Below are 16,353 nucleotides of genomic sequence, written 5' to 3'. Positions count from 1 at the left end.
GAGATGGTGATGCCGGGGGACAATGTGAACCTGCAGGTGTCGCTGATCACGCCGATTGCGATGGATGACGGCCTGCGGTTTGCGATCCGCGAAGGTGGCCGTACCGTGGGCGCCGGTGTCGTCGTCAAGGTGATTGAGTAACCGTCATGGCCGGCCAAAAGATTCGTATTCGTTTGAAATCCTTCTCGCACCAGTTGATCGACAAATCGGCGCGCGAGATCGTGAATACCGCAAAACGCACTGGCTCACGGGTACACGGGCCGATCCCGTTGCCGGTGAAAATTGAGCGATTCACCCTGCTGCGCTCGCCGCACAAGGACAAGGATTCGCGTGATCAGTTCGAGATTCGCACCCATAAGCGGTTGATGGACATCATCGATCCGACCGAAAAGACCGTTGACGCGCTGATGAACCTCGACCTCGCCGCTGGCGTGGACGTACATATCAAGTTGAGCTGATGGCGCACACCGCGCTGTGATTCGCGCGGTGAATCAGCGGATTTAGCTAACAGGCAAGGAAACCAGGCATGGCCATTGGTTTGGTAGGCCGCAAATGCGGCATGACACGAATTTTCACGCCAGACGGCGCCGGCGTACCGGTGACCGTGATTGACGTGTCCGGTAATCGCGTGGTGCAGGTGCGCAGTGGCGAGGTAGACGGCTATCGCGCAGTGCAGGTTGCCCGTGGCAGCAAGCGTGTGGCATTGGTCAACAAGTCACTGACCGGGCACTACGCCAAGGCAGGCGTTGAGCCAGGCAGTAGCCTGAATGAGTTGCGTCTGCCAGAAGGCGAAGGTGATGAATTCACGGTCGGCACGACGCTGACCGCCGATCAGTTCGAAGTCGGCCAGAAAGTGAACGTGACCGGCGTTACCCGTGGCCAGGGCTTTTCGGGCACCGTGCGGCGCTGGGGCTTTCGCGGTGGTGACGCTACGCACGGCAATTCCCTGTCGCACCGTGCGCCCGGTTCCATTGGCCAGAACCAGACCCCCGGTCGCGTGTTTCCGGGCAAGAAGATGGCCGGGCAAATGGGCAATGTGCAGCGCACGCAACGCAACCTTGAAGTTATCCGGGTTGACGTCGAGCGCGGTCTTTTGCTGGTTAAAGGTGCTGTACCGGGCGCTGAAGGTGGTGAAGTGATCGTGCGCGCGACCGCGACTGGCCGGCGCGGGGGTGCGTGAGATGGAATTACCAGTGACCGCAGTGGACGGCACCGCCAGCAGCGTCACGCTTGCCGACGAAGTGTTTGACCGTCCGTACAACGAAGGCTTGGTACATCAGTTGGTGGTGGCTTTCATGGCCAACGGCCGCCAGGCTGACGCCAAACAGAAAACCCGCAGCGAAGTGCGCGGTGGCGGCCGCAAACCGTGGAAGCAAAAGGGCAGTGGTCGGGCTCGCGCCGGCAGTATCCGCAGCCCCCTGTGGCGCGGTGGTGGCAAGATATTCCCGGGTGGCGGCGAGAACTACTCGCAAAAGCTCAACAAGAAGATGTATCGCGTCGGCATGCGCAGCATTTTCTCGGAACTGCTGCGGCTGGGTCGCCTGCAACTGGTCGATGGTTTCCCACTGGAAGCTCCCAAGACGCGGGCACTTGTTGGACGCCTGGCCGAGCTCGAAATTCCGGCCGGCAATCTGTTGCTGGTGGTCGACGAGCTGAGCGCAGAACTCGCCCTGGCCTCGCGCAACCTGGTGGGTGTCGAGGCCTGTGAAGTACAGGACCTGAATCCCTTGGCTTTGATCTGGGCCGAGCGCGTGGTGTTGACCCCCGACGCGGTGCGTGCAGTGCAGGAGTGGTTGCAGTGAACGAAGCAAGACTGTTCAGCATCATTCGTGCGCCGCACATTTCTGAAAAGAGCACGCAGATGGCGGAAAAACACCGCCAGATAGTGTTTCGGGTGGCGCTTGACGCCAGCAAGGATGAAATCAAGGCTGCGGTTGAGCACGCCTTTTCGGTGAAGGTCGAAGCGGTGCGCACCTTGCGTGTCAAGGGCAAGCCAAAGCGCCAGGGCCGGCGCCAGGATTGGAAGAAGAGCTACGTCACGCTCGCCCCGGGTCACGACATCGACTTCACCGGCGCGGCTTGACGGCGACTTAGGAAGGCTGGAAAACGTATCATGGCATTAGTCAAGAAAAAGCCGACTTCCCCGGGCCGCCGCTTCGTGGTGAGCGTGGTGACCGAAGGCCTGCACAAGGGTGCTCCGTATGCGCCGCTGGTGGTTGCCAAGCAGCGTACCGGCGGACGTAATAACACTGGTCGTATCACCACCCGGCACCAGGGCGGAGGCCACAAGCAGAATTACCGGGTGATTGACTTCCGGCGCGACAAGGACGGCATTCCGGCCCGTGTCGAGCGCCTGGAGTACGACCCCAATCGCAGCGCCCACCTGGCCCTGTTGCTCTACGCCGACGGTGAACGGCGTTACATCATCGCGCCCAAAGGCGTGGTCGCTGGCAATCGGCTGATGTCCGGGCCACAGGCACCCATCGAACCGGGTAATACCTTGCCGTTGAGCAGCGTTCCGGTCGGTAGCACAGTGCATTGCGTGGAACTCAAGGCGGGCAAGGGCGCCCAGATTGCGCGCAGCGCCGGTACCTCGGTGCAGTTCCTGGCGCGTGAGGGCGATCAGGTCACGCTACGTCTGAAATCGGGCGAGATTCGCCGCGTGGCGGCCAATTGCCGGGCCACGCTGGGTGAAGTTGGCAATGCCGAGCATTCGCTGCGCTCGCTCGGCAAGGCAGGCGCCGCGCGTTGGCGTGGCGTGCGTCCGACGGTACGCGGCGTCGCCATGAATCCGGTCGATCACCCACACGGTGGCGGCGAGGGCCGCACCTCGGGTGGCCGCCATCCGGTCACCCCCTGGGGTGTGCCGACCAAGGGTCACAAGACCCGCAAGAACAAACGCACGACCAGTCAGATCGTGCGCCGGCGCAGCGCCAAATAAGGCAAGTACGGAGCCATCCTCGTGCCCAGATCCGTAAAGAAAGGACCGTTCATCGACCTGCATTTGTTGCACAAGGTCGAGCAGACAGTAGCCACCGGTACGCGCAAGCCGATCAAGACCTGGTCGCGCCGCTCTACCGTGCTGCCCGACATGGTCGGGTTGACCATTGCCGTGCATAACGGCCGGCAGCACGTGCCGGTTTTGGTCAACGAGAACATGGTCGGGCACAAGCTTGGCGAGTTCGTGCCAACGCGGACTTACCGCGGGCATGTCGCTGACCGCAAGACGCGCTGAGGCGAGTATGGAAACTTTTGCATTGATGCGAAATGCCCACATTTCGGCCCAGAAGAGTCGTTTGGTTGCCGATCAGGTACGCGGATTGCCTGTTGACAAGGCGCTGCAACTGCTCAGGTTCAGCACCAAGAAAGCAGCGCATCTGGTAAAAAAAGTGGTCGAATCAGCGATCGCGAACGCCGAGCACAATGACGGTGCCGACGTGGATGAGCTGCGTATCGCAGCCGTGTGCGTGGACGAGGGGCCGTCGTTGAAGCGCTTCCATGCCCGTGCACGCGGGCGGGGTAACCGCATCACCAAACGAACCTGTCACATCAAGGTCGTCGTCAGCGACCAGAAAAAGGCCAAGGGCTAAGGGGCGCACATGGGTCAGAAAGTTCACCCCACCGGCATACGGCTGGGGATAGTCAAGGATCACACCTCGCGCTGGTACGCGCAGGGGCGCGCGTACGCTGCCAATCTGAACACGGATCTGGCGGTGAGGGCACTGCTGCGCAAGCAGCTGGCGCACGCCTCGGTCAGTCGTATCGACATTGAGCGGCCGGCGCAAAACGCCCGCGTGGTCATCCACACGGCGCGTCCGGGCATTGTCATCGGTAAGAAAGGTGACGACATCGAGAAGCTGCGCAAGCTGGTCGGTGAGCGTATGGGTATTCCGGTCCACATCAGTGTGGAAGAGATTCGCCGCCCGGAACTGGATGCCTATCTGGTAGCCGAGAGCGTGGCCCAGCAGCTCGAGCGGCGGATCATGTTCCGGCGCGCCATGCGCCGGGCGGTAACCAATGCCATGCGTTTGCATGCCCAGGGGATCCGAATCAACGTCGGGGGCCGTTTGAATGGCGCCGAAATCGCGCGCAGCGAGTGGTACCGGGAAGGCCGGGTACCACTGCATACCTTTCGCGCGAACATTGATTACGGCACCGCGGAAGCCAAGACCACCTACGGCATCATCGGCGTGAAGGTGTGGATTTATAAGGGCGACGGGGCGGAGGCAGCCGAAGGCGCCGCCGCCAACGCGCCAGCCGTCTGACGTAGCGGGGCGCAGCATGTTGCAACCTAAGCGGACTAAATTCCGCAAACAATTCAAAGGCCGCAACCGGGGTTTGGCCCTGGTTGGCAATAGCGTGAGCTTTGGCGAGTTCGGACTGAAGGCAATCACGCGCGGGCGCATTACCGCCCGTCAGATTGAGGCGGCGCGGCGCGCTATCAGCCGTCACGTTCGTCGTGGCGGCAAGATATGGATTCGCATCTTCCCGGACAAGCCAATTTCCAAGAAACCCCTGGAAGTGCGCATGGGCAAGGGGAAGGGCGCGGTCGAGTATTGGGTCGCCGAAGTGAAGCCCGGTAAGGTGTTGTACGAAATGGAAGGTGTGGACGAGACGGTCGCCCGTGAGGCGCTGGCCCTGGCGGCAGCCAAGCTGTCGGTACGTACCACCTTTGTTAAACGAGGGCTGGCAGCGTGAACGTGGCAGAGATGCGCGGTAAAACCGCGGTGGAACTGAACCAGAAGCTGACCGAGTTGCATCGTGAGCACCTGAACCTGCGCGTTCAGCGGGCCACCGGGCAACTGGCCAACGCATCGCGGTTTCGCGCCTTGCGGCGCGAGGTAGCGCGCGTTATGACGATTCTTAACGAACAGGCTTCGCGGGCAAGCGCATGAGTGAAAAGCAGGATATCCGTCGCACGGTGGTCGGCCGGGTGGTGAGCGACAAGATGCAAAAATCCATCAGCGTGCTGGTGGAGACGCGTGAGCAACATCCGATCTATAAAAAGTACGTTCGCCGCTCGAGCAGGTTCCATGCGCACGATGCCTCCGACGAGGGACGCATCGGTGATCTGGTGCGAATCGAGGAGTGCCGTCCGATTTCCAAGACCAAGACCTGGCGTCTGGTCGAGGTGATCGAGCGCGTGGCCGGCTGAGCACCCAGTAAAGAGACATTGTCATGATCCAGATGCAAAGCCACCTTGATGTGGCGGATAACAGTGGCGCCCGGCGCGTGATGTGCATCAAGGTGCTTGGGGGCTCCAAGCGCCGCTACGCCAATGTTGGCGATGTTATTCGCGTCAGCATCAAGGACGCTATCCCGCGTGGCCGGGTGAAGAAAGGTGAGGTGTACCGGGCCGTGGTGGTGCGTACGGTCAGCGGGGTGCGCCGCAGCGATGGATCGAAGATTCGCTTCGATAGCAACGCCGTGGTGTTGCTCAATAACCAGGGCGCGCCGATTGGCACCCGTATTTTTGGGCCGGTGACGCGCGAACTGCGCACCGAGCAGTTCATGCGTCTGGTGTCCCTGGCACCGGAAGTGCTGTGAGGGCGGACGATGCGCAAGATTAAACGGGGTGACGAAGTCATCGTGATCACCGGTCGCGACAAGGGCAAGCGCGGCCAGGTGGTGCGCATGGCTGGGGCCGAGAAATTGGTGGTCGAAGGCATTAACGTGGTCAAGAAGCACGTCAAGCCAAACCCGACGCAAGGTCAGCCTGGGGGCATTCTGGAGAGGGAAATGCCGTTGCAGGTGTCCAACGTCGCCTATTACAACAAGGCCACGGAACGTGCCGACCGTATCGGGTTCCGGGTGCTGGAAGACGGGCGCAAGGTGCGCTTTACCAAATCCAACGGCGAGGTGATCGACTGAGGTCGGTCAAGGCACATGAACAGGCTGGAACAGCATTACAAAGAAGTGGTTGTGCCCCGATTGCAGGCAGAACTGGGGATCGACAACATCATGTCGGTACCGCGCTTGGTCAAAATCACCCTCAACATGGGTGTTGGCGAAGCAGCAGCGGACAAAAAGGCCCTGGACGCGGCGCTCGCGGATATGACTTTGATCACCGGCCAGAAGCCGTTGACGACCCGGGCTCGCAGGGCGGTCGCGAGTTTCAAGATTCGCGAGGGCATGCCCATCGGTTGCAAGGTGACCCTGCGCCGCCAACGCATGTATGAGTTCCTGGATCGTTTTATCAGTATCGCGGCGCCGCGTATTCGCGATTTTCGCGGCCTGTCGCCGCGTGGATTCGATGGACGCGGCAACTACAGCGTTGGCTTGACCGAGCAGATCATCTTTCCCGAGATCGACTACGACAAGATCGACAAAGTGCGTGGGCTCGACGTTTCGATCGGCACCACCGCACTGAATGACGAGCATGGCCGGGCATTGCTGGCAGCGTTCAATTTTCCGTTCCGAGCCTGAGGGCGTAAGCGTGGCAAAGACTTCCGTGATCAATCGCAATGAAAAACGGGCCTTGCTGGTGCGTAAATACGCAGCGCGGCGGGCGGTGCTCAAGACTGCCGCCTCGAACATCAAGCTGTCCGAGGACGAGCGCATGGCCGCGCAGATGGCGCTGCAAAAGCTGCCCCGGGACTCAAGCACGGTGCGGCTGGTCAGTCGCTGTCAGGCGACCGGTCGGGCGCATGGTGTTTATCGTAAGTTTGGCTTGGCGCGCAGCAAGTTGCGCGAAGCCTCCATGCGCGGCGATGTGCCGGGCATGGTCAAGGCCAGCTGGTAAGGTGGAAGCACGCGTATGACCATCATGGATCCAATCGCCGACATGCTGACGCGGGTACGAAATGCGCTGCAGCGGCGTCATGCCGAAGTTGCAATGCCCTCCTCGAAGCTGAAGCTGTCGCTGGCGGCGGTGTTCAAGGCGGAAGGCTACATCAGTGATTTCGCCGTGACCGAGCGTGACGGGCGGCCGATTTTGACGATTACTCTGAAATACGCCGAGGGCAAACCGGCGATTCAAAGCCTGCGCCGGGCGAGCCGCCCGGGGCTTCGCATGTATCGCGGCAAGGATGAATTGCCCCGCGTCCTGGGCGGTTACGGCGTGGCCATCGTGTCAACGGCCCAGGGTGTGATGTCCGACCGGGCAGCGCGCCGCGCTGGTGTGGGCGGTGAAGTGTTGTGCCTGGTTGCCTGACGGATAACGATCATGTCTAGAGTTGCAAAAAGCCCCATTCCGTTGCCTAAAGGCGTGGAAGTGGCGGTGTCGGATGCCAGCGTGCAAGTCAAGGGTCCCAAGGGAACCCTGACCCAGGCCTTGCATCACGACGTTGAAGTCAGCGCCACCGATGGTGTGGTGAATGTCGCGGCCCGTGAGGAGTCGACGGGTGCATGGGCGCAGGCCGGCACCGCGCGCGCTTTGATCAGCAACATGGTCAAGGGCTGCAGCGAGGGTTTTGCGCGCACGCTGGATTTGGTCGGTGTCGGTTACCGGGCGCAGATGAAGGGGCCCATGCTGAGCATCGCGGTCGGTTATTCGCACCCGGTGGAAATGGCGGTACCCGAAGGTCTACAGGTGGAAACGCCGACGCAGACCCAGATTGTGGTTCGCGGGTCCGATCGGCAGCGGGTCGGCCAGTTGGCGGCCAACATCCGCTCAGTGCGTCCGCCGGAGCCGTACAAGGGTAAGGGAATTCGTTATTCCGATGAAGTCGTGGTCCGTAAAGAGACCAAGAAGAAGAAGTAATCGGTAGCTGCAGGTGGCGGGTATGGAAAAGAAACTGAAACGTCAGCGGCGCGGTCGCGCGACGCGGGCACAAATTCGAAAGCTGGGCGCGACACGGCTGTGCGTACACCGCACGCCGCAACACACCTATGCGCAGGTGATAGATGCCAGCGGGGGCAAGGTACTGGCCGCGGCCAGCACGCTGGAGAAGGATTTGCGTGGGCAGCTTGCTGGCTATGCCGGCAATGTTGAAGCGGCGCGCCTTATCGGGCGTGTGATTGCCGAGCGCGCACGGCTGGCCGGGGTGGTGAAAGTCGCCTTTGATCGCAGCGGGTTTATGTATCACGGTCGGGTTAAAGCCTTAGCGGACGCCGCCCGCGAAGCCGGCCTCGAGTTCTAGGAGCTAACCATGGCCCGTCCAGAAACATACGAAACAAATGATATCCAGAAGCTCATCAACGTCCGTCGCGTGGCCAAAGTGGTCAAGGGTGGGCGCCAGTTTGGCTTCGCCGCGTTGACCGTGGTCGGCGATGGCGACGGTCGGGTGGGCTTCGGACAGGGCAAGGCACGCGAGGTGCCCGTCGCCATCCAGAAAGGCATGGAAGCGGCCCGGCGCAATATGGTCCGGGTGCCGTTGAATGGCGGGACGCTGTACTACGCAATCATGGCCACTCACGGTGCGGCCAGGGTTTACATGCAGCCTGCGTCGGAAGGCACGGGCATCATCGCCGGTGGCGCCATGCGCGCGGTTTTCGAAGCCCTCGGTGTGCGCGATGTGCTGGCCAAATGCATCGGCACCACCAATCCGGTCAACGTCGTGATGGCGACCGTGATGGGGCTGACCGGCATGGAATCGCCGGACGCCATCGCCATGCGCCGTGGGCTGAGCGTGGAAGAGCTGCTGGCATGAGTACCCCAGACGGCAAGAAAGTCAGGGTGACCTTGGTGCGCAGCCGCTCCGGCCGCGGCCGGGTGCACGAGGCCTGCGTCGCCGGGCTCGGCCTGCGTCGCATCGGCAGCCAGGCAGAGCTTGAAGACACGCCCGCGGTACGCGGCATGATCAACAAGGTCGCATATTTGCTCAAGGTGGAGGAAGTCTGATGCGTCTCGACACTTTGAGTCCGGCCGATGGCTCCCGTACCGTACGTCGACGTGTGGGTCGTGGCATAGGTTCCGGCCTTGGCAAGACGGCTGGCCGAGGCCACAAGGGCCAGCACGCGCGCTCGGGCGGGTATCACCGCCTGGGTTTTGAAGGCGGCCAGATGCCTTTGCAGCGGCGCTTGCCCAAACGCGGATTCAACTCCGCCAAGGCCCGTGACAGCGCCGAAGTCCGGCTGTCCGAGCTACGACTGGTGCAGGCCGAGGTCATAGATCTTGACGCGCTGAAACTCGCCGGCATTGTTCCGGCGCGCACCAAGCGGGCCAAGGTCATTCTGTCTGGCGACGTAGAAGGGGCTGTGCGGCTGAAGGGCGTATCGGTTACCGCCGGCGCGCGGTTGTGCATTGAGCAGGCCGGCGGGAGCATTGAAGAAGCCTGATGGCCACGCGCGGCGTTAACCCGGCTGCGCTAGGCGGCCTCGGCAAGTTCGCCGAGTTGCGGCGGCGGCTGTTCTTTGTCCTGGGTGCCCTGGTGGTGTTCAGGCTGGGTGCGCACGTGCCTGTGCCAGGCATCAACCCGCAAGCGCTGGCGGCCATGTTCGACGCGCAGCGCGGCACTGTATTCGATATGTTCAATATGTTCTCGGGCGGCGCCCTGGAGCGGTTTTCGATCTTTGCCCTGGGGGTGATGCCCTATATCTCGGCGTCGATCATCGTGCAGCTGCTCAGCAGCGTGATGCCGAAACTGGAAGAGTTAAAAAAGGAAGGCGCCGCGGGTCGGCGTAAACTGACGCAATACACGCGTTATGGCACCGTTGTACTGGCGACTTTCCAGGGGCTCGGTATCGCTATCGCGCTGGAGAGTCAGAGCGCGAACGGTATGTCGGTGGTGATTGACCCCGGCATGGCGTTTCGCCTGATTACTATCAGCACTCTGGTTGCGGGTAGCATGTTTTTGTTGTGGCTGGGTGAACAGGTGACCGAGCGCGGCATTGGTAACGGCATTTCACTGATCATTTTTGCTGGTATCGTTGTCGGATTGCCCAGTGCCTTTGCCGGCACCCTGGAATTGGTGAGTACGGGCGAGCTGGGCGGCGCGGTGGTGCTGTTGTTGCTCGTGGTGGTTGTGGCGGTGACGGCGTTCGTGGTGTTCGTCGAGCGCGGGCAACGGCGTATTACCGTGAATTACGCACAGCGCCAACAGGGCGGGCGCACTTATGGCGCGCAGACCAGCCATTTGCCGCTGAAGATCAATATGGCGGGCGTGATTCCGGCGATTTTCGCTTCCAGCATCTTGCTGTTTCCGTCGACCCTGGCCAGCTGGGCTGGCAGCAGTGGCGGAGCCTGGTCGTGGTTGCGCCATATCACCACGGCCTTGTCGCCGGGTCAGCCTTTGTATGTGGTGGCTTATGCGGCCAGTATTGTGTTTTTCTGTTTTTTTTACACCGCTGTGGTGTTCAACCCCAAGGATACGGCGGACAACCTGAAGCGCTCAGGGGCGTTCTTGCCGGGCATTCGGCCAGGGGAACAGACCGCGCGTTACATAGACAACGTGGTCTCTCGCTTGACAGTGGCAGGCGCCGCCTATATCGCGCTGGTCTGTTTGCTTCCGGAGTTTTTGATTGTGTACTGGCACGTGCCGTTTTACTTTGGCGGCACTTCGTTGCTGATCGTAGTGATAACGATCATGGACTTCATGGCGCAGGTGCAAACCCACGTTATGAGTCACCAGTACGAGGGCCTGCTGAAAAAGGCCAACCTCAAGGGTGGAGGCACCGGCGGTTTGTTCGGTGCCCGCTAGTTTGGAGTCACGAAAGTGAAAGTACGCGCATCGGTAAAAAGGCTGTGCCGCAATTGCAAGATCATTCGGCGCAAGGGCGTGGTTCGAGTGATTTGCGTCGAGGCCCGGCATAAGCAACGGCAGGGCTGAGGGTGCTGATGTACCCGCAGACGGATTTTGGAGTTTGGTGAATGGCTCGTATCGCTGGCATAAATATTCCGGACAATAAGCACACGCGGATCGCGTTGCGTTCGATCTACGGCATCGGGGCGACCCGGGCGCTGGAGATCTGCGTGGCGGCTGAAATCGAGCCCGCGCGGCGCATCCGTGATCTGGATGAGACTCAGATCGAGGCACTGCGTCGCGAGATCGGCAAGCTCACGGTCGAGGGAGACCTGCGGCGCGAGCTGCAGATGAACATCAAGCGCCTGATGGACCTTGGCACTTATCGGGGGCTGCGGCATCGACGCGGCTTGCCGGTGCGCGGTCAGCGCACCCGCACCAATGCTCGCACCCGCAAGGGACCGCGCAAGCCCATTCGCAAGTAATCGCAAGCAGGATCGCCCATGGCCAAGCCTAACAGTACGAAAACGCGCAAGCGCGTAAAGAAGAACGTGTCCGAGGGAGTCGCGCATGTGCACGCCTCTTTCAACAACACCATCGTGACGATCACGGACCGCCAGGGCAACGCCCTGGCGTGGGCCACGGCTGGCTCCTGCGGCTTCAAGGGCTCGCGCAAAAGCACGCCATTCGCGGCCCAGGTGGCCGCCGACCGTGCCGGCACCAAGGCACAGGAATTTGGCGTCAAGAGCCTGGATGTGGTGGTGAACGGTCCTGGGCCGGGTCGTGACTCCGCCGTGCGCTCCTTGAATTCCGGTGGCTTCAAGATCCTGAGCATCACCGACGTGACGCCGATGCCGCATAACGGTTGTCGGCCACCGAAGAAGCGCCGCGTCTGAGTACGGCAAGCCGTCACACGGCAAGTCTTGCAGGATAGGGCAACGCCGCACCGGTCGCGTTGCTGCCAGTGGCCCAGTCGCGCCGAGGGTGCGATGGAGTTGAAACCGGGGTGAGTCAAGAGAGGCTGTTTCAGCAAGCCAGTTTTATAAGATAGTCAACGCAGCGAGCGTGTTTAACCATGCAGTCATCCGTATATGAATTTCTAAAGCCCAAGCTCGTTAAAGTCGAGCGACTTTCGCCAGTGCGCTCCAAAGTAACGCTGGAACCGCTGGAACGGGGTTTTGGTCACACTCTGGGCAACGCCCTGCGGCGGGTGATGTTGTCGTCCCTGCCCGGCGCGGCGATCACCGAGGTGCAGATCGACGGCGCCTTGCACGAGTTCACCACGCTGGAAGGCATGCAGGAGGACGTGATTGAACTGCTGCTGAACCTCAAGGGCGTGGCGGTGCGCCTGGAGGGTCGCGATGAGGCAACCGTGCGTCTGTCCAAGAAGGGCCCTTGCGTGGTCACGGCCGCGGATATCGAAGTCAGCCACGATGTGGAAGTGGTGAATAAGGACTTGTATCTGGCCACCCTGACCAAGGCAGGCAAGCTTGAGATGACGCTGACGGTGAGGGTCGGGCGTGGTTACGAGCCCGCTGTCGTAGCGGACGACGGCGACGAACTGCCGTCCATCGGCAGCCTGCGGCTGGATGCCTTGTACAGCCCGGTACGTCAGGTGAGCTACAGCGTTGAGGCGGCTCGCGTAGAGCAACGCACCGATCTGGACAAACTGGTGATCGATATCGAGTCAAACGGTACCATTGATCCGGAGGAAGCCATTCGTCGCTCGGCCACTATTCTTTACGAGCAGCTCGCCGTATTTGTCGATTTGCAGGGCGGCGCGCTGCTCGGCCGTGACCGTGAGGCGGTTGGCGACATTGACCCGATTCTGGTGCGCCCGGTCGAGGACCTTGAATTGACGGTACGCTCGGCCAATTGCCTCAAAGCCGAGAACATACATTTCATTGGTGACCTGATTCAGCGGGTCGAGGCGGATTTGCTGCGTACACCGAACCTGGGCAAGAAATCTCTCAACGAGATCAAGGAAACCCTCGCCCGGCACGGTTTGTCGTTGGGGATGCGGCTTGAGAACTGGCCGCCGGCGGACTTGCCAACGCCAACCGAGATGGCGTCCTGACGGACCATTAAACGTAATCGCCAAGAGGTCTTTCAGACATGCGACACAGAAAAGCCGGCCGTAAGCTGGGCCGCAACAGCAGCCATCGGCTGGCAATGTTCAAGAACATGACCACCGCGCTGGTGCGGGAGGAATTGATCCGGACCACCTTGCCCAAGGCCAAGGAGCTGCGGCGGGTGATCGAGCCGCTGATTACCCGCTCGAAAGTCGACACCCTGGCAAACCGGCGCCTCGTTTTCGCCCGCCTGCGCGACAGGGATGCAGTGACCAAGCTGTTCGGGGAGATCGGCCCGCGTTACGCCAGCCGCCCCGGCGGGTATTTGCGTATTCTGAAGTGCGGCTTTCGCACCGGCGACGTGGCGCCCATGGCGTACGTGGAATTGGTGGATCGGCCCGCCAGGGAGCAGGTTGCTGCTGATTGAGCGCGCGGATCCAGCATAAAAAAGCCGGGTATGTCCCGGCTTTTTTATGTCCCCATACCGGGGCAGGCGTTGGCCGGCTTGCTCCGGCGCTAAAGGCAGAGAGGTACACGGCGTAGCGCATGTTCCACGCCGTGCACCTCAGCTGGTCGCTGCGTCAGGTGATGGCTGTCAACAAGCGAAGTCGCCGGCCGGCGGTCACACCAGTCCCAAGTCCTTGATCTTGCCTACCAGGCGCTCGCGGTCGTGCGGGGCCAAGTGCTGCACCGGTGGCTTCATGGGGCCGGTTTTAAGGCCGAGCGTCTCGCACCAGATCTTGATCACGGACATCAGGGACGCGTATGAGGCGGTACGGATCAGAGGGTTCATGAACTCGTCCTCATACAGGTGCCAGATCGGGCGCAGGCTCTTCCAGTCGCTGTATGCCCCCTCCCAGTTGCCGGCGCGCGCCTTGTCCACGTACGAGCGCAGCACCGAGCGCTTGCGGCCGTAAATCAGGTACGAGAACTCGGCGAACAGCACCTGGCCACCCTCGCGCAGGTCGTCCAGATAAAAGTGCTCGGTCGGGTCCGACACGATGAAGTCGTCGCGCAGCTCGCGCCGCAGCAGCAGCGATTCGCCGCGGTTCAGGTTGCCCTGCTTGGTGCAGACCACGGTTTCGATATCGACCAGGCGCTTTAGCAGTTCCAGACCCATCACCTTGCCGGATACCGGCGTACGGTACAGGCAGATGCCCATGTCGCTGCGGTCGGTGATGTACTTGAAGAAGTTGTAGATCTCGTCGTCGCCGCGCAGCTGGGTCATCGGGTTCATCAACTCGGCGCCGGAGAAGCCAAGCTTCTCGACATGCTTGAGCTTGTCCAGGCAGACCTCGGCGCAGGGGTCCAGGATGATGGTCCAAAGATCCGTGCGGCCTTTGACCGCATCAGCGGTGATCTCGTGCAGGCGATACCACCATTCCGGGCGCATGTTCCAGGTCTCGTTGGCAAAGCCGCCGACCACCAGGCCGTTGACGCCCCAGTCAATGTAGGCCTCGATATTCTCGCGAATACCAGCCTCGTCGAGTTCGAAATCCTTGGTCAGCGGCGTGATCGGTGCCGCGTAAAAGTCGCGTACGTGGGCCTTGGCCCAGGGTTTGGCTTCGCTGCGAGTAAATGCGGGCATGGTGTTTCCTCCGGGTGGGTGCTTTTGCTGCCGTCCTTGAGCCAGCGGCTCGGCGGGTCGGTAAAAGATACACTCCCTCGCCGGTTAGAATCGCTTTTTCTCAAACCACCATCCGACATGCACGACCTGCCCACCGGCGCTGACTTCTGGCTGGCGTTACTGCAAATCATTGGCATCGACATTGTCCTGTCGGGCGACAACGCCGTGGTGATCGCCCTGGCATCCCGCGGCTTGCCGCCGGCACAGCGTCGCAAGGCGGTACTGTTGGGTACCGGTGCGGCCATCGCCATGCGCGTGCTGCTGGCTCTGTTGGCGGCTGCGCTCCTCAGCTATCCGGGCCTGAAGCTCGCGGGCGGCATCCTGCTGCTGTGGATCGGTGTTGGCCTGCTGCGTCCGCAGGCCGGCGAGTACGGCCACGGCGGCATGGTCACCACGTCGCTTGGCGGCGCGGTGCGCACCATCCTGGTGGCGGATGTGGCAATGAGTCTGGACAACGTCGTGGGTATCGCCGCCGCCGCCAAGGGCAGCGCGCTGCTGTTGGTTCTGGGGCTTGCCATCAGCATCCCGCTGATTATTTTCAGCAGTGCCGTGCTCCTGCGGGTTATGGACCGCTACCCGGTGATCGTTACCGCGGGCGCTGCGCTGCTGGGCTACGTTGCAGCTCAGATGATGGTTGCCGATCCCTACGTGAGCGACTGGCTGGGCGCGCACCTGCCGGCCATACACTGGCTGGCGCCGATGCTGGGCGCCCTGCTGGTGGTGGCAATTGGCAAGCTGCTGGCCAGGCGCGTGCCAGGAGGGCCGCTACATGAAGTTCCGTTGTCGCCACCCGATGTACCCCGAGAGCATTGAGATATGAAAATCCTGCTGGCGGTTGACGGTTCCGAGCACGCGCTGCGCGCCGCTAATGAGGTGGCGGCTTCAGCCGCGCGCCTGGCCCAGCCCCTTGAGGTGGTGCTGCTCACTGTGCAGCCGCCGGTCGCCTCCGGTCTGGTGCGACGTTTTTTGAGCAAGGAGGCGTTGGACGCCTATTACCGAGACGAAGCGCAGGCGGCCCTGGAACCGGCCACGGGGGTGCTTGCGGCAGCCAAACTGACAGCGGATACGCACGTGGTGGTGGGCCAGGTGGCGCAAACCATCGCCGAGTTCGCCGTCTGCCATGGCTGTGACCAGATTGTGATGGGTACGCGCGGCCTGGGCGGCGTCAAGGGCGCGCTGTTGGGCTCGGTGACCAGTGAGGTGCTGCATCTGACTGCCCTGCCGGTACTGCTGGTGAAGTAGGCGACTGCCCCGAACGCAGGTCGTCGCGAGATGCCCTTGTTGCGTTTGATCGAGCGGAGCCGGCAGGGATGAGCCGGGAAGCGATTCCTGTGTGCAAAGTGCTTTCGTCCGCACCAAACCCCAACGTCGCCAGCGGGACGCCGCTGCAAGTCACGACCTGCGGCCGGCCGACGTCGTAACCGTTATCCCCCGAGAATCGGAGTCGCAGCCCCCGCGTCTCGGCACAAGTGTTTGTGCGCTGCAGCACAACCGACCAGGAACCAAGGATCAGGCACCAGCGTCCTCCAGTAGAGCGCGGGCTCCCCCCACATAGCCTTCTGCGGAGTGTGATGCCGACGGCGGGTGACTGCCCAGCCTAGCGCATACGCCACCCAATCCGCGCTCCGGCCAGGTTGCTGTTCAGCTCCTTGTGGGCTGGCGGCCAGGTGCCAAGCAACTGCTGATCTACCTCAGCCGTGCTTAACCAGGGGGAGTCCCGCGTGCCCAGGGATCGGAGGTTCTCACGGGTGCAGTGTCCTGGCTTCACCCGGCGAGCGACCAGCTACGTGTATTGAGTGTGGTTGACGAATGCCCAGCGCCGCCCGCTGGTCATTACAAGCCTGAAAAATAGTCGCCGGCCTCCCTTCAGCTTGCGCCATTGATGTCGATACGACGTCCCCCCGGTTTTGAGTAGCACGGCGATTTGGAGTCCAATCCCACCTGACCAGGAGATTGGACGTGAAGAAGCGGTTTTCCGAAGAGCAGATCATTGGCTTCCTGCGTGAAGCCGACGCCGGCATGGCGGTCAAGG

The 16,353-nt window shown here is 61.7% G+C and carries 30 protein-coding genes and 1 pseudogene; 30 read left to right on the top strand and 1 reads right to left on the bottom strand.

The window, feature by feature from the left end; translation table 11 throughout:
• The 28 genes and pseudogenes from tuf to rplQ form a co-directional block, all read left to right on the top strand.
• Window positions 1-141 (top strand): annotated as a pseudogene (gene tuf, locus ABZF37_RS10290) (elongation factor Tu); the annotation flags it as partial.
• Between the two features lie 5 nt (window positions 142-146).
• Window positions 147-458, top strand: a complete 312-nt coding sequence (gene rpsJ, locus ABZF37_RS10285) for a 30S ribosomal protein S10 (protein ID WP_372719559.1) — start codon at window positions 147-149, stop codon at window positions 456-458.
• Between the two features lie 68 nt (window positions 459-526).
• A complete protein-coding gene (rplC, locus tag ABZF37_RS10280) occupies window positions 527-1,180 on the top strand; it encodes a 50S ribosomal protein L3 (protein ID WP_372719557.1) in 654 nt (217 codons plus the stop codon).
• Window position 1,181: 1 nt separating this feature from the next.
• Window positions 1,182-1,802: a 50S ribosomal protein L4 gene (gene rplD, locus ABZF37_RS10275; protein WP_372719555.1), complete on the top strand. Its 621-nt coding sequence runs from the start codon at window positions 1,182-1,184 to the stop codon at window positions 1,800-1,802.
• Window positions 1,799-2,083, top strand: a complete 285-nt coding sequence (gene rplW / locus ABZF37_RS10270) for a 50S ribosomal protein L23 (RefSeq protein WP_372719553.1) — start codon at window positions 1,799-1,801, stop codon at window positions 2,081-2,083. Before rplD ends, rplW begins: the two co-directional genes overlap by 4 nt.
• A 30-nt stretch (window positions 2,084-2,113) precedes the next feature.
• Window positions 2,114-2,941, top strand: a complete 828-nt coding sequence (gene rplB / locus ABZF37_RS10265; RefSeq protein WP_372719551.1) for a 50S ribosomal protein L2 — start codon at window positions 2,114-2,116, stop codon at window positions 2,939-2,941.
• Window positions 2,942-2,962: 21 nt separating this feature from the next.
• On the top strand, window positions 2,963-3,235 hold the full coding sequence (gene rpsS, locus ABZF37_RS10260) for a 30S ribosomal protein S19 (RefSeq protein WP_372719549.1): 273 nt from the start codon (window positions 2,963-2,965) through the stop codon (window positions 3,233-3,235).
• A gap of 7 nt (window positions 3,236-3,242) precedes the next feature.
• Window positions 3,243-3,590, top strand: coding sequence for a 50S ribosomal protein L22 (gene rplV, locus ABZF37_RS10255; protein WP_372719561.1), 348 nt, complete (start codon window positions 3,243-3,245; stop codon window positions 3,588-3,590).
• A 9-nt stretch (window positions 3,591-3,599) separates the two neighbouring features.
• A complete protein-coding gene (rpsC, locus tag ABZF37_RS10250; RefSeq protein ID WP_372719547.1) occupies window positions 3,600-4,265 on the top strand; it encodes a 30S ribosomal protein S3 in 666 nt (221 codons plus the stop codon).
• A gap of 16 nt (window positions 4,266-4,281) precedes the next feature.
• Window positions 4,282-4,698, top strand: coding sequence for a 50S ribosomal protein L16 (rplP, locus tag ABZF37_RS10245; RefSeq protein WP_372719545.1), 417 nt, complete (start codon window positions 4,282-4,284; stop codon window positions 4,696-4,698).
• Between the two features lie 11 nt (window positions 4,699-4,709).
• The gene (gene rpmC, locus ABZF37_RS10240; protein ID WP_372719543.1) at window positions 4,710-4,895 is read left to right on the top strand and encodes a 50S ribosomal protein L29; all 186 of its coding nucleotides are present in this window, start codon (window positions 4,710-4,712) and stop codon (window positions 4,893-4,895) included.
• Window positions 4,892-5,155: a 30S ribosomal protein S17 gene (gene rpsQ, locus ABZF37_RS10235; protein ID WP_372719541.1), complete on the top strand. Its 264-nt coding sequence runs from the start codon at window positions 4,892-4,894 to the stop codon at window positions 5,153-5,155. Before rpmC ends, rpsQ begins: the two co-directional genes overlap by 4 nt.
• Window positions 5,156-5,178: 23 nt before the next feature.
• A complete protein-coding gene (rplN, locus tag ABZF37_RS10230; protein WP_372719539.1) occupies window positions 5,179-5,547 on the top strand; it encodes a 50S ribosomal protein L14 in 369 nt (122 codons plus the stop codon).
• A gap of 9 nt (window positions 5,548-5,556) precedes the next feature.
• Window positions 5,557-5,871, top strand: coding sequence for a 50S ribosomal protein L24 (rplX, locus tag ABZF37_RS10225; RefSeq protein WP_372719537.1), 315 nt, complete (start codon window positions 5,557-5,559; stop codon window positions 5,869-5,871).
• A 15-nt stretch (window positions 5,872-5,886) separates the two neighbouring features.
• Window positions 5,887-6,426 carry a 50S ribosomal protein L5 gene (gene rplE, locus ABZF37_RS10220; RefSeq protein ID WP_372719535.1) on the top strand — a complete coding sequence of 180 codons (540 nt, stop codon included), beginning with the start codon at window positions 5,887-5,889 and terminating at the stop codon, window positions 6,424-6,426.
• 10 nt (window positions 6,427-6,436) lie between these two features.
• Complete coding sequence (gene rpsN, locus ABZF37_RS10215) at window positions 6,437-6,742, top strand: 30S ribosomal protein S14 (protein WP_372719533.1); 306 nt, start codon at window positions 6,437-6,439, stop codon at window positions 6,740-6,742.
• Between the two features lie 15 nt (window positions 6,743-6,757).
• Window positions 6,758-7,153, top strand: a complete 396-nt coding sequence (gene rpsH / locus ABZF37_RS10210) for a 30S ribosomal protein S8 (RefSeq protein WP_372719531.1) — start codon at window positions 6,758-6,760, stop codon at window positions 7,151-7,153.
• A 12-nt stretch (window positions 7,154-7,165) separates the two neighbouring features.
• Window positions 7,166-7,702, top strand: coding sequence for a 50S ribosomal protein L6 (rplF, locus tag ABZF37_RS10205; RefSeq protein ID WP_372719529.1), 537 nt, complete (start codon window positions 7,166-7,168; stop codon window positions 7,700-7,702).
• A gap of 22 nt (window positions 7,703-7,724) precedes the next feature.
• On the top strand, window positions 7,725-8,081 hold the full coding sequence (rplR, locus tag ABZF37_RS10200; protein WP_372719527.1) for a 50S ribosomal protein L18: 357 nt from the start codon (window positions 7,725-7,727) through the stop codon (window positions 8,079-8,081).
• Between the two features lie 9 nt (window positions 8,082-8,090).
• Window positions 8,091-8,591 carry a 30S ribosomal protein S5 gene (rpsE, locus tag ABZF37_RS10195; RefSeq protein ID WP_372719525.1) on the top strand — a complete coding sequence of 167 codons (501 nt, stop codon included), beginning with the start codon at window positions 8,091-8,093 and terminating at the stop codon, window positions 8,589-8,591.
• The gene (gene rpmD / locus ABZF37_RS10190) at window positions 8,588-8,782 is read left to right on the top strand and encodes a 50S ribosomal protein L30 (protein WP_372719523.1); all 195 of its coding nucleotides are present in this window, start codon (window positions 8,588-8,590) and stop codon (window positions 8,780-8,782) included. The genes rpsE and rpmD overlap by 4 nt, the downstream gene beginning before the upstream one ends.
• The gene (gene rplO, locus ABZF37_RS10185) at window positions 8,782-9,219 is read left to right on the top strand and encodes a 50S ribosomal protein L15 (RefSeq protein WP_372719521.1); all 438 of its coding nucleotides are present in this window, start codon (window positions 8,782-8,784) and stop codon (window positions 9,217-9,219) included. The genes rpmD and rplO overlap by 1 nt, the downstream gene beginning before the upstream one ends.
• Window positions 9,219-10,580, top strand: coding sequence for a preprotein translocase subunit SecY (secY, locus tag ABZF37_RS10180; protein WP_372719519.1), 1,362 nt, complete (start codon window positions 9,219-9,221; stop codon window positions 10,578-10,580). Before rplO ends, secY begins: the two co-directional genes overlap by 1 nt.
• 15 nt (window positions 10,581-10,595) lie before the next feature.
• The gene (gene rpmJ / locus ABZF37_RS10175; RefSeq protein WP_372719517.1) at window positions 10,596-10,709 is read left to right on the top strand and encodes a 50S ribosomal protein L36; all 114 of its coding nucleotides are present in this window, start codon (window positions 10,596-10,598) and stop codon (window positions 10,707-10,709) included.
• A 41-nt stretch (window positions 10,710-10,750) separates the two neighbouring features.
• A complete protein-coding gene (gene rpsM / locus ABZF37_RS10170; RefSeq protein WP_372719515.1) occupies window positions 10,751-11,107 on the top strand; it encodes a 30S ribosomal protein S13 in 357 nt (118 codons plus the stop codon).
• 18 nt (window positions 11,108-11,125) lie between these two features.
• A complete protein-coding gene (rpsK, locus tag ABZF37_RS10165; protein WP_372719513.1) occupies window positions 11,126-11,518 on the top strand; it encodes a 30S ribosomal protein S11 in 393 nt (130 codons plus the stop codon).
• 179 nt (window positions 11,519-11,697) lie between these two features.
• Window positions 11,698-12,699, top strand: a complete 1,002-nt coding sequence (gene rpoA / locus ABZF37_RS10160; RefSeq protein WP_372719511.1) for a DNA-directed RNA polymerase subunit alpha — start codon at window positions 11,698-11,700, stop codon at window positions 12,697-12,699.
• A 38-nt stretch (window positions 12,700-12,737) separates the two neighbouring features.
• Complete coding sequence (rplQ, locus tag ABZF37_RS10155; protein ID WP_372719509.1) at window positions 12,738-13,121, top strand: 50S ribosomal protein L17; 384 nt, start codon at window positions 12,738-12,740, stop codon at window positions 13,119-13,121.
• 195 nt (window positions 13,122-13,316) lie between these two features.
• Here the strand turns inward: rplQ and ABZF37_RS10150 are convergent, their stop codons facing one another.
• Window positions 13,317-14,282, bottom strand: coding sequence for a dihydrodipicolinate synthase family protein (locus ABZF37_RS10150; protein WP_372719507.1), 966 nt, complete (start codon window positions 14,280-14,282; stop codon window positions 13,317-13,319).
• A 117-nt stretch (window positions 14,283-14,399) separates the two neighbouring features.
• Between ABZF37_RS10150 and ABZF37_RS10145 the strand changes: the two genes are divergently transcribed.
• Window positions 14,400-15,134, top strand: a complete 735-nt coding sequence (locus tag ABZF37_RS10145; protein WP_372719505.1) for a TerC family protein — start codon at window positions 14,400-14,402, stop codon at window positions 15,132-15,134.
• Window positions 15,135-15,137: 3 nt separating this feature from the next.
• The gene (locus tag ABZF37_RS10140) at window positions 15,138-15,563 is read left to right on the top strand and encodes a universal stress protein (protein ID WP_372719503.1); all 426 of its coding nucleotides are present in this window, start codon (window positions 15,138-15,140) and stop codon (window positions 15,561-15,563) included.
• The last annotated feature ends 790 nt before the right edge of the window (window positions 15,564-16,353 follow it).

Source organism: Immundisolibacter sp., assembly GCF_041601295.1.
In the GTDB taxonomy this organism is placed as follows: Bacteria; Pseudomonadota; Gammaproteobacteria; order Immundisolibacterales; family Immundisolibacteraceae; genus Immundisolibacter.
Note: the sequence above shows the minus strand (reverse complement) of the source record. Positions and strands in the feature narration are given on the sequence as shown.

Coding starts and splice junctions, on each gene's coding strand:
- secY (WP_372719519.1), top strand. CDS start 9,219: ATGGCCACGCGCGGCGTTAACCCGGCTGCGCTAGGCGGCCTCGGCAAG.
- rpmD (WP_372719523.1), top strand. CDS start 8,588: ATGAGTACCCCAGACGGCAAGAAAGTCAGGGTGACCTTGGTGCGCAGC.
- rpoA (WP_372719511.1), top strand. CDS start 11,698: ATGCAGTCATCCGTATATGAATTTCTAAAGCCCAAGCTCGTTAAAGTC.
- ABZF37_RS10150 (WP_372719507.1), bottom strand. CDS start 14,282: ATGCCCGCATTTACTCGCAGCGAAGCCAAACCCTGGGCCAAGGCCCAC.
- rplP (WP_372719545.1), top strand. CDS start 4,282: ATGTTGCAACCTAAGCGGACTAAATTCCGCAAACAATTCAAAGGCCGC.
- rpsM (WP_372719515.1), top strand. CDS start 10,751: ATGGCTCGTATCGCTGGCATAAATATTCCGGACAATAAGCACACGCGG.
- rplC (WP_372719557.1), top strand. CDS start 527: ATGGCCATTGGTTTGGTAGGCCGCAAATGCGGCATGACACGAATTTTC.
- ABZF37_RS10140 (WP_372719503.1), top strand. CDS start 15,138: ATGAAAATCCTGCTGGCGGTTGACGGTTCCGAGCACGCGCTGCGCGCC.
- rpsH (WP_372719531.1), top strand. CDS start 6,758: ATGACCATCATGGATCCAATCGCCGACATGCTGACGCGGGTACGAAAT.
- rpsQ (WP_372719541.1), top strand. CDS start 4,892: ATGAGTGAAAAGCAGGATATCCGTCGCACGGTGGTCGGCCGGGTGGTG.
- rplE (WP_372719535.1), top strand. CDS start 5,887: ATGAACAGGCTGGAACAGCATTACAAAGAAGTGGTTGTGCCCCGATTG.
- ABZF37_RS10145 (WP_372719505.1), top strand. CDS start 14,400: ATGCACGACCTGCCCACCGGCGCTGACTTCTGGCTGGCGTTACTGCAA.
- rplQ (WP_372719509.1), top strand. CDS start 12,738: ATGCGACACAGAAAAGCCGGCCGTAAGCTGGGCCGCAACAGCAGCCAT.
- rplV (WP_372719561.1), top strand. CDS start 3,243: ATGGAAACTTTTGCATTGATGCGAAATGCCCACATTTCGGCCCAGAAG.
- rplD (WP_372719555.1), top strand. CDS start 1,182: ATGGAATTACCAGTGACCGCAGTGGACGGCACCGCCAGCAGCGTCACG.
- rplB (WP_372719551.1), top strand. CDS start 2,114: ATGGCATTAGTCAAGAAAAAGCCGACTTCCCCGGGCCGCCGCTTCGTG.
- rplR (WP_372719527.1), top strand. CDS start 7,725: ATGGAAAAGAAACTGAAACGTCAGCGGCGCGGTCGCGCGACGCGGGCA.
- rplX (WP_372719537.1), top strand. CDS start 5,557: ATGCGCAAGATTAAACGGGGTGACGAAGTCATCGTGATCACCGGTCGC.
- rpmC (WP_372719543.1), top strand. CDS start 4,710: ATGCGCGGTAAAACCGCGGTGGAACTGAACCAGAAGCTGACCGAGTTG.
- rplO (WP_372719521.1), top strand. CDS start 8,782: ATGCGTCTCGACACTTTGAGTCCGGCCGATGGCTCCCGTACCGTACGT.
- rpsE (WP_372719525.1), top strand. CDS start 8,091: ATGGCCCGTCCAGAAACATACGAAACAAATGATATCCAGAAGCTCATC.
- rpsK (WP_372719513.1), top strand. CDS start 11,126: ATGGCCAAGCCTAACAGTACGAAAACGCGCAAGCGCGTAAAGAAGAAC.
- rpsC (WP_372719547.1), top strand. CDS start 3,600: ATGGGTCAGAAAGTTCACCCCACCGGCATACGGCTGGGGATAGTCAAG.
- rplN (WP_372719539.1), top strand. CDS start 5,179: ATGATCCAGATGCAAAGCCACCTTGATGTGGCGGATAACAGTGGCGCC.
- rplF (WP_372719529.1), top strand. CDS start 7,166: ATGTCTAGAGTTGCAAAAAGCCCCATTCCGTTGCCTAAAGGCGTGGAA.
- rpsJ (WP_372719559.1), top strand. CDS start 147: ATGGCCGGCCAAAAGATTCGTATTCGTTTGAAATCCTTCTCGCACCAG.